Here is a 15,304-nt window from a genome sequence, read left to right as displayed (position 1 = left end):
AGTGAGTATTTATTTACCAATTGCTGAAATGTCACTCAATATGCTGATCTTGATTGGTATGGGAGTCGTTGCTGGTTTTTTTTCTGGTCTTTTTGGCATTGGTGGTGGTTTTCTCATTACGCCTTTGTTGATTTTTTATAATATTCCTCCTGCTATTGCTGTTGGAACAGGTGCTAACCAGATGATTGCATCATCTGTAACGGGGGCAATTACACATTTTAGACGACGTACGCTTGATATCAAACTTGGTATTCTTTTGGCGATTGGAGGAGGGGTTGGTTCGTTAATCGGGATTCAGATTTTTTCTGTTTTGAAAAAGTTAGGTCAATTAGACTTAATGATTTCGCTTCTTTATGTGATTCTTCTTGGAAGTATAGGAAGCTTGATGATTGTTGAAAGCTGGTATGATATGATGCGCAAGCGTAGGTTAGGAAAAGCCAATGTCCGTCTTGCAGGTCGACATCGCCATAATTGGATTCATCACTTACCGTTAAAAATGCGTTTCCGAGCATCTATGATCTATGTCAGCATTATTCCAGTGTTAGGGATTGGTCTCATTGTGGGGTTGTTGTCTTCTATTATGGGGATTGGTGGGGGCTTCTTTATGATCCCCGCATTGATTTATCTGCTGCGTGTTCCAACCAGTGTCGTGATAGGGACTTCACTTTTTCAGATTACATTTGTATCTTCTTTCACGACAGTTTTGCAAAGTATGACCCATCAGTCCGTTGATATTGTCTTGGCTTTTTTGTTAATGCTCGGAGGAAGTATTGGCGCACAATATGGAACACGAGCTGGACGGAAGTTAAAGGCTGAGCAATTGCGTATGGCACTTGCATGTTTGGTGTTGATTGTGTGTATGCGCCTTGCTTTTCAATTATTTGTACGCCCTGATAATCTTTTCTCTTTGGATATTCTTATGAGATAAAAATGGGTAGATTATTTTCTTTATGCATCATAGCAGGTTGCTTTTATTTTGTTTCTTTTTCTACATGGTCACATGTTGGGACAACAGCAACATTTATTGATCAAGTTGATCACGAAACTGTCCAAATTATTGTCACAACGAATACGATTACCGTGGATGCAAATTTTGCTGGTCGTGATCTTTATATTGCTGGTGTCTTGGAAAATATTGATCCATTATATTCTCGACAGAACCGTTATGATGTTGTTGTCAGCTTGGAAGGACAAAGCCGGCCAATGGTCATGCGGGAAAAAAAACGTAATGCCGGTGTATGGGTTAATACAGATTCCCTTATTTTTAAAAATGTTCCTCTTTTTTACTCTATGGTTACAACGCGTGAAATCGATGATATTACCCGCATTGAAGATTATAAACATTTGGGGTTAGGGGTACTCTATTTACCATTACAGACAGATGAAAAAGATCAGAAAAAAGTACAAATTTTTCGTGATGAACTTATAAAACTGCAAAAAGCTAAAAGTCTTTATTATGAAGAAGTAGGCGGTGTTCGTTTTGGTTCTGATAAACTTTTCACAGCACATTTTCGTTTACCTGCCAATATTCCTGTTGGGCATTATAAGGCTCGTGCTTATCTTTTTCGTGATGGGCAGTTTATTGATAGTGCAACAACGACTCTTGAAATTGTTAAAGCACATATCGCTTATACAATTTTCTATGCGGCGCACAAGTATCGTTTCCTCTATGGTATTTTTGCGGTGATTATTGCTGTGACCACAGGATTTTTATGTCGTTTGATTTTTCGAAAAGATTAGCGAAAAAAAATGTTATAAGGCGTTTATTTTTTATGAAAAATGCGTAAGACAAGAAAAATAGGCACAACAATAATAGCGCCCGTCATGGTTATGTGTAAGAAGTTTTTAAGCGTTATAAATCCTGTTCCCCATAAAGAGTGAAAAAAATCTATTATTTTGTGTATGAGGTTGTGAGGTGTCCATCCAAAAAATTTCATTACAATACCAATGAAGAATGAAAGGATAAGTAATTTTAGACTGATACTGCTGAATATTTCTTTAAGAAATACATAAAAAGAATTTGTCAATTTTTTCTTTCGGCTCATTTAAATATACTTTCGAATCTCTAGTGTTTTTGTTATATTATTATCATAAAGGAAAAATATTTTCTTATTTTTTTATCACCTTTGTACTGGTGTAATATCGGTGCCGGTCGTTAAAATATACGCGTATTTTTATTATTTCTTGCGTTGTTTTCAGGGGACTTCTTTTATTAAATAAAAAATCCTTTTTTCTAAGGATTTGTAAGGGAATTTTTATAACGTTTTAATGTTTCGCATCAGAGTGAAAGTTCTCATCCGTTAAAGATTTTGTAACGGACTTATTATTATTTCGTGTATAGAAATAATATTTCCAAGCAATTTACTTAAAAAAGACTATCTATTCTGATAATGCTGTGCTTATATAGGAATTATATTTAGATATTTCAACCTTAGTGAATTGAAAAGATATTTTTTGCTGAAAAATACAGGCAATGAATTGAGTGTTATTAAAGGAGCAAAGGTATTAAAATAGGCTGTTGAAAAAATTTTTGTTCTGTACGGATGTGTGCGAAATATCAGGAGTTTATGGTGCTTATGCTCTTTTTGTTTTGAAATAAGATATTAAGATATAATGAGGAGCTTGTTATTGAGTGGGGAATTATGGAAAAATTCATTTTGCAAAAGGCGGAGAGGTGCTTGATATTGAAAAATGAGTGAATTTTTCTGTTTTGTTGAAAGATCAAATTATTGTTAAGGCTTTTTATTATTAAGGTGCTTGCGCTAACAGGGGAGTGCTTTGATGGCGGAAAAAACGCTAGAAGAAAAAAGGAGAGACAAGCTTGCTCGACAAAAGAGAAAGAATTTCTGTCTTAATAGTCTTCAAGGGTAGACGCTGTGATATCATCAGTAGATTTTGATATCGGTTATACCATTTATTTATATTAAATTGTTTTTTGATGCATATTGAGGGTTAGCTTTATAAGTGTGGCAGGAGGAGTGGTTGGTAAGGAGTGTTGTTTGAAAGTTGTAAACCTTTGTCTTTCAGAGCCTATGGTTCGTCTAAACTTGTTATTTTGCACGTTCTTATTGCGTGGGGAATTTATACAATAAACGTTAAAAGGAAAAGTCTATGAACTTGAAAAGAAAAATATTGAAAAGTAGCGGCTCTCTTGTTTCTATTCTTATGGCATTGGGAATGGTTGTACAACAGGCTTCAGCAAAAACACCGGCTAATACTCTTGTGATGGCTTGGAATATTGACGCAATCAGTACATTTGATCCTGCGCAACTTACCGATGTTTATGGAAGTGAAATTGTTCGCAATGTTTGTGATAACTTGGTGAGTGGTGCTACAGACAATCCTGCTAAAATGGTTCCGGCATTAGCAACACATTGGGATGTTGCAGGGGATGATCACAGTACGGTCATTACCTTTCATTTGCGCGATGGTTTGAAATTTAATGATGGGAGATCAGCCAACGCCAATGACCTTGTTTGGGGGATGAAGCGGGTTGTCAAATTGAAGATGGGTAATGCGGCAATTTTTAATGAATATGGAATTACAGAGCAAAATGTTGATGATGCTTTGCAAGCCGTTGATGAAAAAACAGTAGTGATGAAATTTGATAAGCCTTATCCAGCAGAGCTTATTCTTAATAATATTGTTGCAAGTCCTGCGACAGCTTTGCTTGATCGTAAGACAATTATGAAGCATGAAAAAGATGGTGATCTGGGAAATCAGTATTTGAAAACGCATGCTGCTTGTGTTGGTCCTTATCAGTTAAAAAGTTGGCGTCCTGGAGAAGCTCTTTTGTTGCGTGCAAGCTCTCATTATTGGGGAGAAGCACCGAAACTGAAGCAGATTCTCATTCGCCATGTTGCAGAGCCTGGAACACAACGTTTGTTGTTACAAAAGCACGATATTGATGTTGCTCGTAATTTGACTCCTGAAGATCTCTCAGATCTACAAAAAACAACAGATGTTAAAGTTGAAGAAGTATTAGAGCCATCTATGATGTACTGGGGATTCAACATGACAAATCCCATTTTTGCTAAGGAAAAAGTACGCTTGGCGATGCGCTATCTCATAGACTATGAAGGTCTTGGCAAGAAGCTTCTCAAAGGTGTTGGTATTCCACGGGCAAGTTTTATTCCTGTTGGTAATCTTGGTGCTTTAGATGAAAAAGAAGGGCAGCCCTTTAAGTTTGATGTTCAAAAAGCCAAGCAGCTTTTAGCAGAGGCTGGTTATCCGAATGGATTTGAGGCAAATTTTCTTGTTTCAAATGCCCCTTATACTTTATTACTGGCCCAATCTCTGCAAGATAGTGCTGCACAGGCGGGGGTGCGTCTTAAAATTGAGCGTTTGGCAGGGACACAATTGTTTTCCAAACTTTATGCACGGGCTTTTGATACGATTTTTGTCGGATGGAATAATGATTCTGCGGATCCTCATACCATGGCTTCACGTCTTGTTTATAATCCGGATAATCGGTTTGAGGCAAAAAATACAGCCTATCCTAGTTGGCAGCATGGGTATTTTGATGCCAAGATGAATCAAAAGGTTGAAGAGGCGTTGTTTCAAAAAGATTCACAAAAACGGGCAAAAATCTATGCTGATTTACAACGTGAACTGATGCAAAAAGGGCCTTATGCGTTTATCTATCAGAAATATACTGTTATCGCGATGACACCTGATGTCAAAAAATGGGTTTGGAATAGCGCGCCACAAATTTTTTATAGTAAAATTGAAAAATAAGTGTGTCTTCAATGCTGTCAAATAGATAAAGAGCATAGCCATAATATATTCGGCGTTTTGCATAAGTTTTCGAGCTTTACAATGCGTCGAATTTAGGGGTGAGGGGTGTGTGTGTTGTTGAGTGTCTTTTCAAAACATTCTGTTAAGAAAGGTTTTTCATTCTCATTAAAGGTGCTTTTGTGTGGATATTAAGATTGAATATCTCAGTTTCTCTGAATTGAAAATTGGTCAATTTATTTGCTAAAAAACAAATGTCACTGAATTTACTAATGCTAAAGCTGAAAAGGCTTTGCAATGTTGAAGGAAAGTTTTGTTATGGGTGGGAACACGAGGGATATCAGTTTTTTATAGTATCCGTATTTTCTTTTGCTTTGAAGGATAAGGAAATGCTAATTGGAGGGTGTTATTTTACGGGGAGTGATGAAAAAATTCAAATTTTTCTTTTGAAGAAGGAATAAAAGTCGTTGCATTTGGCAAATTGACGAATTTTCCTGTTTTACCAAAGTTTCAAATTCTTATGAAGGCTCTTTGTTATTAAGGTACTTGAACCAAGAGGGGTAGTGCTTTGATGACATTAAAAATATTAGAAGAAACAAGAGACAAGTTTGCTCAGCAAGAGAGAAAAGGAAACTTAGTCTTATAGTCTTCAATAGTAGGCATTATGATATCGTGAATAAGCACTGTTGTTGGTGAGCGTTCATTATCTATCAGCGTGTTTTCCTTTGTATGTTTTGGTTTGGCTTATAAGTGTGGGCAGGAGGAGTGATTGGCAAAAGGTGCTTGTTTTTGAAGATTTTAAAGCTTGGTCTTTAGAAGCCTATAGTTCGTTTAAACTTAATTATTAAGCACGTTTTGCTGCATGGGGAATTTATACAATAGACGTTAAAAGGAAAAATCTATGAACTTGAAGAAAAAGATATTGAAAATTATCAGTTCTTTTGTTTCTGCTTTTATGGTACTGGGGATATTTGTGCAACAAGTTTCAGCAAAAACACCGGCTGATACCCTTGTGATGGCTTGGGATCTCGATGCGATCAGTACATTTGATCCTGCACAGCTCAATGATCGATATGGCGCTGAAGTTGTTATCAATGTTTGTGATAATTTGGTTGATTCTGCTAAAAATGATGGAACTCACATCGTTCCTTCTTTGGCAAAGAGTTGGGATGTTTTAAGCGATGACCAACGCACAGAGATTACTTTTCATTTGCGCGATGATTTGAAGTTTAATGATGGTCGGCCTGCTGGTGCTCATGATCTTGTTTGGGGGATGAGGCGGGTTGTTAAATTGAAGCTGTCTAATGCGGCAACTTTTAATGAATATGGTATCACAGAACAAAATGTTGATGAGGCTTTTCAAGCACCCGATGAGAAAACAGTGGTGATGAAATTTGATAAACCTTATCCAGCAGAGCTTATTCTGAGCAATATTTCCACTAATCGCACTGTTGCTTTGCTTGATCGTGAGACACTTATGAAACACGAACAAGATGGTGATATGGGAAATCGCTATTTGGCAAGTCACGCTGCTTGTGTTGGGCCTTATCAGTTAGAAAGTTGGCGCCCTGGAGAAGGAATTTTGTTGCGTGCAAGTTCCAATTATTGGGGAGAGGCACCCAAATTGAAGAAGATCTTAATTCGTCATATTGCTGAGCCTGGAACACAACGTTTATTATTGGAAAAACACGATATTGATGTGGCACGTAATTTAACGCCAGAGAATCTAAAAGATCTTCAAGCAACAACAGATATTAAGGTTGAAAAAATATTGGCGCCATCCATGATTATATGGGGATTCAATACGACAAATCCTATTTTTGCCAATGAAAAGGTGCGTTTGGCAATGCGTTATCTTATTGATTATGACACTTTGGGAAAGACTCTTCTTAAAGATGTTGGCATTCCACGGGCAAGCTTTATTCCTCTTGGTAACTTTGGGGCTTTGGATGAAAAAGAAGGGCAACCCTTTAAACTTGATCTTCAAAAAGCAAAGCAGCTTTTAACGGAAGCAGGTTATCCAGATGGTTTTGAAGCCAATATTTTTGCAGGGAAATCTCCTTATCCTTTTGCTTTACCTATTGCTCAGTCTATACAGGATAATGCAAAAAAGGTGGGAGTGCGCTTTAAGATTGAACATTTTATCGGTACACAGTTGTTTTCAAAACTTTATGCACGTAGCTTTGATACAATTTTTATAGGATGGAATAATTCTTCTGCGGATCCGCATACGATGGCTTCACGTCTTATTTTAAATCCGGATAATCGGTTTGAGGCTAAAAAAACAGGTTATCCTAGTTGGTGCCATGGCTATTTGGATGAAGATATGAATAAGAAGGTGAGAGAAGCGTTATTTGAAAAAGATCCACAGAAACGCGCGCAACTGTATGCTGATTTACAGCATGATTTTATGCAAAAAGGACCTTATGCTTTTATCTATCAGGTCTATAATATTGTCGCGATGACACCTGATGTCAAAAAATGGGTTTGGAATGGTGCACCACGTATTTTTTATGCTGCCATTGAAAAATAAGTGTGTCTTCAATGCTGTTAAATAAATAAAGAGTATCATCATGATATCTTCGACGTTTTGCATAGTTTTTTTTAGAGCTTTGCAAGACGTCGAAGATTGTGGATAGTAAGCTCGGGATATATTTCTGAATGTCTTTTCAAGATTCCTATTTCAAAAAGGATCTTTCATTCTCATTAAAGATGTGTTTGCTGAATGTTTTAGACTGAATATTTCAACTTCCGTGAATTGAAAAGTGGTCAATTTATTTGCTGAAAAAAATCGTATAACAAATGTCGTGCCATTTAGCCTTGTTAAAGGAGCAAAGACTTTGCAATGTGCAAGAAAAGTTTTGTTTTAGGGGAATGAGGAATATCAGGTTTTTATGGTGCCTATGTTTCCTTTTTCTTTGAAAGATGATACGACGCAATTGGAGGGTGTTATTGTTATAGGGAGTGATGCAAAAATTTAAATTATCCTCTTGGATAAGGGGTGAAAATGATCAATTTCGGCAAATTACAATTTCTCTAGGATCATCAAAATATCAAATTTTTATTGAGGTTCTTGAAGCAACCGGAGTTGGTGTTTTAGCGATGCTTTTTAGAAAATCGAAAAAAGAAATTTGAAGAAGAAGGTCTGTTTGATGAAGCAAAAGGAAGTTTTGCCTGATATTGTTCCGAATTGTAAGCGCTGTGATATCGCCAACAGGTACTGTTATACTTGATATCTTCGTTTTATATTCAGATCGTTTTCTGTTGCATATTTTGGTTTCGCTTATACCTGCTTAGAGAGACCGAGTTGTTTGTAAGTAGCTGTGGCTGTTGAGGTTTTTTTTATTTTATTTCGAGGAGGTATATTTTCTAAGTCTGATCTTATTATTTTTTGCACGTTATTATTGCATGGGAACTTATACAATAAATTTTAAAAGGAAAAGTCTATGAACTTGAAAGGAAAAATATTGAAAAGTAGCAGCTCTCTTGTTTTTGCTGTTATTGCACTGGGGATGTTTGTGCAACAAGTTTCAGCGAAAACACCTGCCGATACGCTTGTGATGGCTTGGAATCTTGATTCAATAAGTACATTTGATCCTGCGCAAATCAATGATCGTTATGGTAATGAAGTTCTTGTCAATGTTTGTGATAATTTAGTCGAGCCAGCTAAAGATAATGCTGCTAAACTTGTTCCCTCTTTAGCAAAGAGTTGGGATGTTTTAAGTGATGATCAGCATACGGTGATTACTTTTCATTTGCGCGATGGCTTGAAGTTCAACGATGGTCGTCCTGCGAATGCCAATGATCTTATTTGGAGCATGAAGCGGATTGTTAAATTAAAGATGGCTGCTGCTGCAACATTTAATGAATATGGAATTACAGAGCACAATATTGATGAGGCTTTTCAGTCCCCGGATGAGAAAACAGTGGTGATGAAATTTGATAAACCTTATCCAGCAGAGCTTATTCTGAGCCATTTTGCCACTACTCGTACTCTTGCTTTGCTTGATCGTGAGACACTCATGCAACAGGAAAAAAATGGTGATATGGGAAACCGGTATTTGGCGAGCCATTCTGCTTGTGTTGGTCCTTATCAGATAAGTAGCTGGCGTCCTGGAGAAGGGATTTTGTTGCATGCAAGCTCCAATTATTGGGGGGAGGCGCCTAAATTGAAGAAGATTCTCATTCGCCATGTTGCGGAGCCTGGAACACAACGTTTATTGTTACAAAAACACGATATCGATGTTGCACGTAATTTGATGCCAGAGGATTTGGCTGATCTCCAAGCAACAGCGGATATTAAAGTTGAAAGAGTGTTAGAGCCATCCGTAATCATATGGGGGTTCAATGTGACAAATTCAATTTTTGCCAATGAAAAAGTGCGTTTAGCGATGCGCTATCTTATCGACTATGAAGGACTCGGTAAGACTCTTCTTAAAGATGTTGGTGTTCCACGGGCAAGCTTTATTCCTATTGGTAATCTTGGAGCGTTGGATGAAAAAGAAGGACAACCTTTTAAACTTGATCTTCAAAAAGCAAAACAGCTTTTAACGGAAGCCGGTTATCCGGACGGTTTTGAGGCTAGGATTTTTGCAGGAGCATCTCCTTATCCTTTTGCTTTGCCTATCGCTCAGTCTCTCCAAGATAATGCAAAAAAGATTGGGGTGCGTTTTAAAATTGAACGTTTTGTAGGTACGCAGTTGTTTTCAAAACTGTCTGCACGCGCCTTTGATACGATTTTTTTCGGATGGAATAATGACTCTGCTGATCCCCATACAATGGCTTCACGCCTTATTTACAATCCTGATAATCGGTTTGAGAAAAAAAATACAGGCTATGCGAGTTGGTGTCATGGGTATTTTGATGAAACTATGAATCAAAAGGTTCAGGATGCGTTGTTTGAAAAAGATCCCAAAAAACGTGCGCAAATGTATGCTGATTTACAGCGTGAATTTATGCAAAAAGGACCTTATGCTTTTATTTATCAGACGTATCACACTATAGCGATGACATCTGATGTCAAAAAATGGGTTTGGAATAGTGCTCCACGTATTTTTTATGCTGCAATTGAAAAATAAGAGGGTATCAAGTTTATAAAATATAAAAAAACATGATCATGATATATTTGATGTATTGCAAAGTTTTTCAACGCTTTGCAATACGTTGAATTCTATCGGTCATGGATTGCTATGTTGTGTAGAGAATTTTATTTTAGGAATTCTCATGAAAGATGTGTTTGTGTGGATGTTAAGATTGAATATTTTAACTTCTCTTGATACAATTTTGTGGGTGGAATAATGACTCTGTAGATCCCTATACAAACAGCTTCAAGTTTTTTAATCTTGATGATCGGTTTGAAATTAAAAATATAAGCTGTTCTCGTTGGTGTTATGGGACTTTTGATGAAGTATAAATCAAAAGTTTAAAGATTGCGTTGTTCCAAAAAGATTCACAGAAACGGGCATAAAGAATTGAAAAATGGAAAGTTTGTTTGGTGAAAAAGCAAGTGCAACGAATGTAGCAGAATTTACTGTTTCCGAAATAGCAGGAGCTTTAAAGCGTGTTGTTGAGGAAAAGTTTGGTTATGTACGGGTGCGTGGGGAGATCTCAGGTTACCGTGGTGCTCATGCTTCGGGACATGCTTATTTTGCTTTAAAAGATGATAAGGCACGGTTGGAAGCTGTTATTTGGCGTGGCGTGATGGAAAAGCTCAAATTTCCTCCTGAAGAAGGGATGGAAGTGGTCGCTGTTGGTAAACTTACGACTTATCCAGGGTCATCGAAATATCAAATTGTCATTGAGGCTCTTGAGCCAACGGGGGTTGGTGCTTTGATGACACTTCTTGAAAATCGTAAGAGAAAGTTTGCAGAAGAAGGCTTATTTGATGAAGCAAAGAAAAAACCTTTGCCTTATATGCCTCGAATTATAGGTGTTGTAACATCCCCAACGGGGGCTGTTATTCGCGATATTATTCATCGTATATCTGATCGTTTTCCGTTGCATGTTTTGGTTTGGCCTGTCCGTGTTCAGGGAGAAACAAGCGGGAGCGAAGTGGCTGCTGCTGTTGAAGGCTTTAATGCTCTTGCTCCAGGAGGGCTCATTCCAAAGCCTGATCTCCTTATTGTTGCACGGGGAGGGGGAAGTTTAGAAGATTTGTGGGGGTTTAATGACGAAGCTGTTGTTCGTGCTGTTTATGCTTCTGAGTTGCCTGTTATTTCTGCTGTCGGGCATGAAACAGACTGGACTTTGATTGATTATGTCGCTGATTGGCGTGCTCCAACCCCTACAGGAGCCGCAGAAAAGGCTGTTCCCGTCAAGCTTGATCTTGAAGTATGTGTCGCGTCACTTGGGGCACGTTTGCGTAAAGGGCTTGCGCGTTCTTTTGATTTTCATCAACAAAAGTTGCGTGCAGCCAGACGCGGTCTTCCCACTGTCGACCAACTTTTCGCTCTACCAAGGCGTGGCTTTGATGAAATTTCCAGTCGATTACAGCGCGCTCTTTGTGTGAGTTATGATAAAAAACGTTTTTCTTTTCATGCTCTTCATCTGCGTCTTTCGCCCCGTTTGTTAAAGAGTGAAAAAGCACAACGCCATACAAAGGAATATACGGCACGCCTTCATCGTGCTTTTATGCGCAGTGTAGAAAAACAGCGCGCGGCATTAGAGTTGGCATGTAGGCTTTTAAAAAGCACTTCTTATCAGAATATTTTAGAGCGCGGTTTTGTTTTGGTTTTGGGGCAAGATCATAAACCTATTAAACGGTTGGCGCAGTTTCCTGAAAGTGGACAAATAAATTTACGCTTTTTTGATGGCGATATCCGTGTTACAACACAAGAACCTATTTCTGCGACACGTTCAAAACCCAAGAAGATAAAGTCGCCAAGCGATGATCAAGGAACTCTCTTTTAATACGGTGAAGATTATGCTTGCTGAGGGTCTTCTTAAGGGGAGGGATGGAAAAGTTCGTTGCGCATGGGCAGGAACCGATCCACTTTATTGTGCTTATCATGATAACGAATGGGGAAAACCTGTTTTTGAGGATATCCCTTTGTTTGAAAAAATTTGTCTTGAAGGTTTCCAAGCGGGGCTTTCTTGGTTTACAATTTTAAAAAAACGTTCTTCTTTTCGCGTTGCATTTGATGATTTTGACTTTGAAAAGATTGCTCATTATGATGAGCTGAAGGTGCAAATGTTGATGCAGAACAAAAATATAGTTCGCCATCAAGCGAAAATTCGATCAGTGCTTAATAATGCACTAAGAGCACAGAGAATTATAACAGAGTGGGGGAGCTTGTCCCACTATTTTTGGTCTTTTCAGCCACCACAGTCGGAGCGTTATGAAAAGATAGATTTTCAAACATTATTGGCAAATCCTATAACTCCAGCTTCTCTTCGTCTTTCTCAAGATTTAAAGAAGCGCGGCTGGACGTTTGTTGGTCCCACAATTTGTTATGCTTTTATGCAGTCCGTAGGGATTGTCAATGATCATCTTGAAGGCTGTTTTTGTCGATAAATTGGTAAAATTTCTGTCATAAGGGCAATGATTAATAGGAGCATCATAATAAATGTGCAGGTTATACAACTCTGTTGTATAAAATAATTGAAACATACAAATGATACAATAGTGATGATTTTTTATTGTTGTTGGCCATTAAAATAACAAAAATATACTTTTGAGAATAAAAAAAATGCAAAAAAGAGTAATTCCTTACTATCATGTATCTGGCGTTAGATAATGGTGATATCTTGTGTGTAAAACAGAATGAGGTTGGCAATTCACGCGCTTTCTTTAAAAAAACATTTCTTAATGCTCTTAAGCTTATTTTGTATTGATGTTCGTGAATGGTATATAAAAAGCAAGTAAAATAAAATAGTTATGTCTAATATGAGGGAATAGGTGAATCTTGATTCTATTGAGTTTTTTTGCCTCTATCCCTCATCTTTTTGAAGCTTTTTTATGGCTTCAAGAGCAAGTTTTTTACGGTCTGCGCTCTTTGTGTAAAGAGATGCCATAGCATCATTTGTCCAGCCAAAAATTGCTTTGAGTTGTGATACTGTTGCACCAGAGTTAGCTGCGCGTGTTGCTGCTAATTTTCTTAATCCATGCGCCGATTTTTTAATTCCAGCCGCATTACAAGCGTCTCTAAATGTATCGCCAAAGCTTTCTTTAGAGAGTTTTTGATTAGTTTTACCACAAATAAATGTTTCATCACCAATAGGACCAGCTTCAAGCGTTTTGGCTAATTCTGGTAAAATAGGAAGAAAAACATCTGTTTTAAATTGGCTCTTTTCTGTTTTGAGATGGATGATATTATCTTTGACATCTTTCCAGCCAATGCGAACCGCATCACCACGACGCAAGCCCGTATATAAAAGAACATCAATCCAGACACGTTCATGGGTACCATGATGCCATTTGTGATAATATTTCTCAACATCTTCTTCTGTCCAAACAGGAAAGCCGCTTTTATTTTTAAGAGGAGGTTTTTTGACGCCTAAAGTTGGATTGTTTTCCAAAAGACCTTGATCAATTGCCCAATTAAAAAGACCATTAAGGGCTTTCAGAAAGTTTCTAGCCATTGCTGGTGTTTCTTTGCGTCGTTCAACGCCGGCTATGATATGTTTCTTTTCAATTGCTTGGTATGGAATGTTTCCTATAGTATCACATACCTTCATAAGGATGAGTTCTTTTTGTTTTTTTGTAGCTTTAGTGTAGCTATGCCAATTAGAGCTATTAAAGTATTGTTTAAGCAGCCATGCAAATGACCCTTCAACAAGTTTACCGGTTTTGGATTTAGGAAGTATCAGTCCTTGTAACTCGGCAAGTGCGCTTTTGTAGTTATCAACAAACTCTTGCGTTCCATAGGTACCGCGGATTCTAATGCGTTTGCCATGACCAATACGTACATACCATACAATTTTGCCATGTTGAGTAATTTGTTTGACAAGATGAGGAGGGCGTGGTTTAGGCATAATCAATTTTACATCTTAGAGAGCGCGATTTCGTAATATTCATTCTTTGACAAATCTAAAAGTTTGTCTGGGTGGTTAACTGAATTTGGTATTGGGATATCGGATTTAAGATAGATAAGCAGTTCACCGGTAGGCTTGATTTCTACGAGTTCACAACCTTGTTTTTTAGCTTCTCTTAAAGCGCGTGCAATGGCTGGTTGCGTTATAGCAGCTGGACGAGGCGCCATATCTTTTCTCCTTACATTGAGATGCAATTCACGTGTGGCGTGAATCACGCATTACTTGAAAGTTGTTAGCAAATGGGTGGGGGTGCTTGTAGATATGCGGGGAACAAAACACCCCCATAGGTTTAAGCAGCTTTTGTTGAGAGTTGTTTTATCTCTCGTTCTATCTCTGCTAAAAAGGCTTCAACCGCTTGATTGATCTGTTCAATTTGTTGATCATCACGGAGAACACGCTTGACTTTCATGCGCAAGTGAAAGGATTCTCCTGCAAAACGTGGGTCATAACTTACGAAATCACACCACTTTCGTTCTGTACAAGCCATTTGGAATTGCATTTGTGCGTGATATTCTGGTTTGATTTCGTCACTTATACAAAAACGCATATGTGTTATTGATCTCGGACATTTGACTTCGATTAAACCGTCTTCTCCAATGAACCCATCAGGGCTTGCCCCCGCCATTTTTATTGTGGGGTGTTGGATAAAGCCGCATTGAGTAACGTCAGTATCATAAATGAATGCATATTCTCTCAAGGCATCTTCTTCATTTTCAATACCCCATCTCATGTCTTCGGTTTCATAATAGGGGCTTGTTTGACCCGTTAAACGCTCTGTAATGAGTTTGATTTTGTAGTCTTCATATTTGCTTGTAGGGATTCCCTTTGCTGTTTTACTGATAACGTTATAAACGTTTGATGCCGTGACTTTACCTAAACGGGCTTGAAACCATTCTGCTGTTCTTTGTTCCATTTCACACCGCCCTTTGTTGTTCATGAGACGTTGGAGCATATTCGATATCTTGGACGTGAATATATTCGGCATCTTGTATAGGAACGTATGTTTTCTCTTGTGGTGGGAGATATTCTAGTGCGCTTTCTCTTTGAATTCTTGGCTTGCTTTCTAATATTTTCAAAACGTCGTCTGCTGTTTCACAAGACATATCTGTTAGCTTTTCTACTTTTGCATAAGAGAGAAGCTTATTTTTATCCGTTTCTGTTTGTTCGATTAATTCTTCGATTTTTATAAGCATATCTTGAGAAACCAATTGTTTTGGAATGCTATGGTTTGCTTCATTGATACGTTTTGCTTCATCTTCTTCATAAATACCGGAAAGCCCGAAAGCGTAGCGAGCACATTGTATAGTAGCTTTATGGCGCAACATACGTGCTGGATATTTTTGCCATGCTTCACTTTTGTCTTGTTCGCATTCTTTGCGATATTCGGTGACTTCGATAGGATCTTTAATCCCTTTGAGACGAATAGCACATTTGATAGCAATCAAATTACCGTCTTTATCGAGTTGATCTTGAAAAGTCATGCCATCGAATTGAGAATTAGATTTGATGATTTTAATCCACCCATCAATAGAGACAA

Annotated in this window: 13 protein-coding genes; 8 read left to right on the top strand and 5 right to left on the bottom strand. The window is 37.8% G+C overall.

The genetic code is table 11. From position 1 onward, the window contains the following. Window position 1: 1 nt before the first annotated feature. Together PVV57_RS06230 and PVV57_RS06225 are read left to right on the top strand one after the other, a co-directional pair. Window positions 2-928: a sulfite exporter TauE/SafE family protein gene (locus PVV57_RS06230; RefSeq protein ID WP_273718858.1), complete on the top strand. Its 927-nt coding sequence runs from the start codon at window positions 2-4 to the stop codon at window positions 926-928. Between the two features lie 2 nt (window positions 929-930). Continuing rightward, window positions 931-1,740: a TIGR02186 family protein gene (locus PVV57_RS06225; protein WP_273783671.1), complete on the top strand. Its 810-nt coding sequence runs from the start codon at window positions 931-933 to the stop codon at window positions 1,738-1,740. 23 nt (window positions 1,741-1,763) lie between these two features. Here PVV57_RS06225 and PVV57_RS06220 read toward each other — a convergent pair whose 3' ends face one another. Further along, complete coding sequence (locus PVV57_RS06220; RefSeq protein ID WP_273783670.1) at window positions 1,764-2,045, bottom strand: DUF6460 domain-containing protein; 282 nt, start codon at window positions 2,043-2,045, stop codon at window positions 1,764-1,766. 1,066 nt (window positions 2,046-3,111) lie between these two features. On the opposite strand from PVV57_RS06220, the gene PVV57_RS06215 reads away from it, so the two are divergent. The 6 genes from PVV57_RS06215 (at window position 3,112) to PVV57_RS06190 (ending at window position 12,247) form a co-directional block, all read left to right on the top strand. Further along, a complete protein-coding gene (locus PVV57_RS06215) occupies window positions 3,112-4,737 on the top strand; it encodes an ABC transporter substrate-binding protein (protein WP_273783669.1) in 1,626 nt (541 codons plus the stop codon). An 898-nt stretch (window positions 4,738-5,635) separates the two neighbouring features. Beyond that, window positions 5,636-7,267, top strand: coding sequence for an ABC transporter substrate-binding protein (locus tag PVV57_RS06210; RefSeq protein ID WP_273718855.1), 1,632 nt, complete (start codon window positions 5,636-5,638; stop codon window positions 7,265-7,267). A gap of 434 nt (window positions 7,268-7,701) precedes the next feature. Then, window positions 7,702-7,869, top strand: a complete 168-nt coding sequence (locus tag PVV57_RS06205) for a hypothetical protein (protein ID WP_273718854.1) — start codon at window positions 7,702-7,704, stop codon at window positions 7,867-7,869. Window positions 7,870-8,180: 311 nt separating this feature from the next. Then, window positions 8,181-9,812 carry an ABC transporter substrate-binding protein gene (locus PVV57_RS06200; RefSeq protein WP_273783668.1) on the top strand — a complete coding sequence of 544 codons (1,632 nt, stop codon included), beginning with the start codon at window positions 8,181-8,183 and terminating at the stop codon, window positions 9,810-9,812. A gap of 400 nt (window positions 9,813-10,212) precedes the next feature. After that, on the top strand, window positions 10,213-11,643 hold the full coding sequence (xseA, locus tag PVV57_RS06195) for an exodeoxyribonuclease VII large subunit (protein WP_273783667.1): 1,431 nt from the start codon (window positions 10,213-10,215) through the stop codon (window positions 11,641-11,643). After that, the gene (locus PVV57_RS06190; RefSeq protein ID WP_273783666.1) at window positions 11,621-12,247 is read left to right on the top strand and encodes a DNA-3-methyladenine glycosylase I; all 627 of its coding nucleotides are present in this window, start codon (window positions 11,621-11,623) and stop codon (window positions 12,245-12,247) included. The genes xseA and PVV57_RS06190 overlap by 23 nt, the downstream gene beginning before the upstream one ends. A gap of 416 nt (window positions 12,248-12,663) precedes the next feature. Here the strand turns inward: PVV57_RS06190 and PVV57_RS06185 are convergent, their stop codons facing one another. The 4 genes from PVV57_RS06185 to PVV57_RS06170 form a co-directional block, all read right to left on the bottom strand. After that, window positions 12,664-13,707 (bottom strand): tyrosine-type recombinase/integrase, encoded by a 1,044-nt coding sequence (locus PVV57_RS06185; protein ID WP_273783665.1) that lies wholly within the window; start codon window positions 13,705-13,707, stop codon window positions 12,664-12,666. An 8-nt stretch (window positions 13,708-13,715) separates the two neighbouring features. Continuing rightward, window positions 13,716-13,934: a hypothetical protein gene (locus PVV57_RS06180; RefSeq protein WP_273717341.1), complete on the bottom strand. Its 219-nt coding sequence runs from the start codon at window positions 13,932-13,934 to the stop codon at window positions 13,716-13,718. 122 nt (window positions 13,935-14,056) lie between these two features. Then, complete coding sequence (locus PVV57_RS06175) at window positions 14,057-14,680, bottom strand: lambda exonuclease family protein (protein ID WP_273717340.1); 624 nt, start codon at window positions 14,678-14,680, stop codon at window positions 14,057-14,059. A gap of 1 nt (window position 14,681) precedes the next feature. Further along, the coding region (locus PVV57_RS06170) for a recombinase RecT (RefSeq protein WP_273783664.1) at window positions 14,682-15,304 on the bottom strand (623 nt) is incomplete at its 5' end.

It is taken from the genome of Bartonella sp. AU15XJBT (assembly GCF_028618615.1).
GTDB lineage: Bacteria > Pseudomonadota > Alphaproteobacteria > Rhizobiales > Rhizobiaceae > Bartonella.
Note: the sequence above shows the minus strand (reverse complement) of the source record. Positions and strands in the feature narration are given on the sequence as shown.

Bases quoted from the DNA above. Each gene is read 5' to 3' on its own strand.
- PVV57_RS06225 (WP_273783671.1), top strand. From the start codon at position 931: ATGGGTAGATTATTTTCTTTATGCATCATAGCAGGTTGCTTTTATTTT.
- PVV57_RS06220 (WP_273783670.1), bottom strand. From the start codon at position 2,045: ATGAGCCGAAAGAAAAAATTGACAAATTCTTTTTATGTATTTCTTAAA.
- PVV57_RS06215 (WP_273783669.1), top strand. From the start codon at position 3,112: ATGAACTTGAAAAGAAAAATATTGAAAAGTAGCGGCTCTCTTGTTTCT.
- PVV57_RS06210 (WP_273718855.1), top strand. From the start codon at position 5,636: ATGAACTTGAAGAAAAAGATATTGAAAATTATCAGTTCTTTTGTTTCT.
- PVV57_RS06205 (WP_273718854.1), top strand. From the start codon at position 7,702: ATGCAAAAATTTAAATTATCCTCTTGGATAAGGGGTGAAAATGATCAA.
- PVV57_RS06200 (WP_273783668.1), top strand. From the start codon at position 8,181: ATGAACTTGAAAGGAAAAATATTGAAAAGTAGCAGCTCTCTTGTTTTT.
- xseA (WP_273783667.1), top strand. From the start codon at position 10,213: ATGGAAAGTTTGTTTGGTGAAAAAGCAAGTGCAACGAATGTAGCAGAA.
- PVV57_RS06190 (WP_273783666.1), top strand. From the start codon at position 11,621: ATGATCAAGGAACTCTCTTTTAATACGGTGAAGATTATGCTTGCTGAG.
- PVV57_RS06185 (WP_273783665.1), bottom strand. From the start codon at position 13,707: ATGCCTAAACCACGCCCTCCTCATCTTGTCAAACAAATTACTCAACAT.
- PVV57_RS06180 (WP_273717341.1), bottom strand. From the start codon at position 13,934: ATGGCGCCTCGTCCAGCTGCTATAACGCAACCAGCCATTGCACGCGCT.
- PVV57_RS06175 (WP_273717340.1), bottom strand. From the start codon at position 14,680: ATGGAACAAAGAACAGCAGAATGGTTTCAAGCCCGTTTAGGTAAAGTC.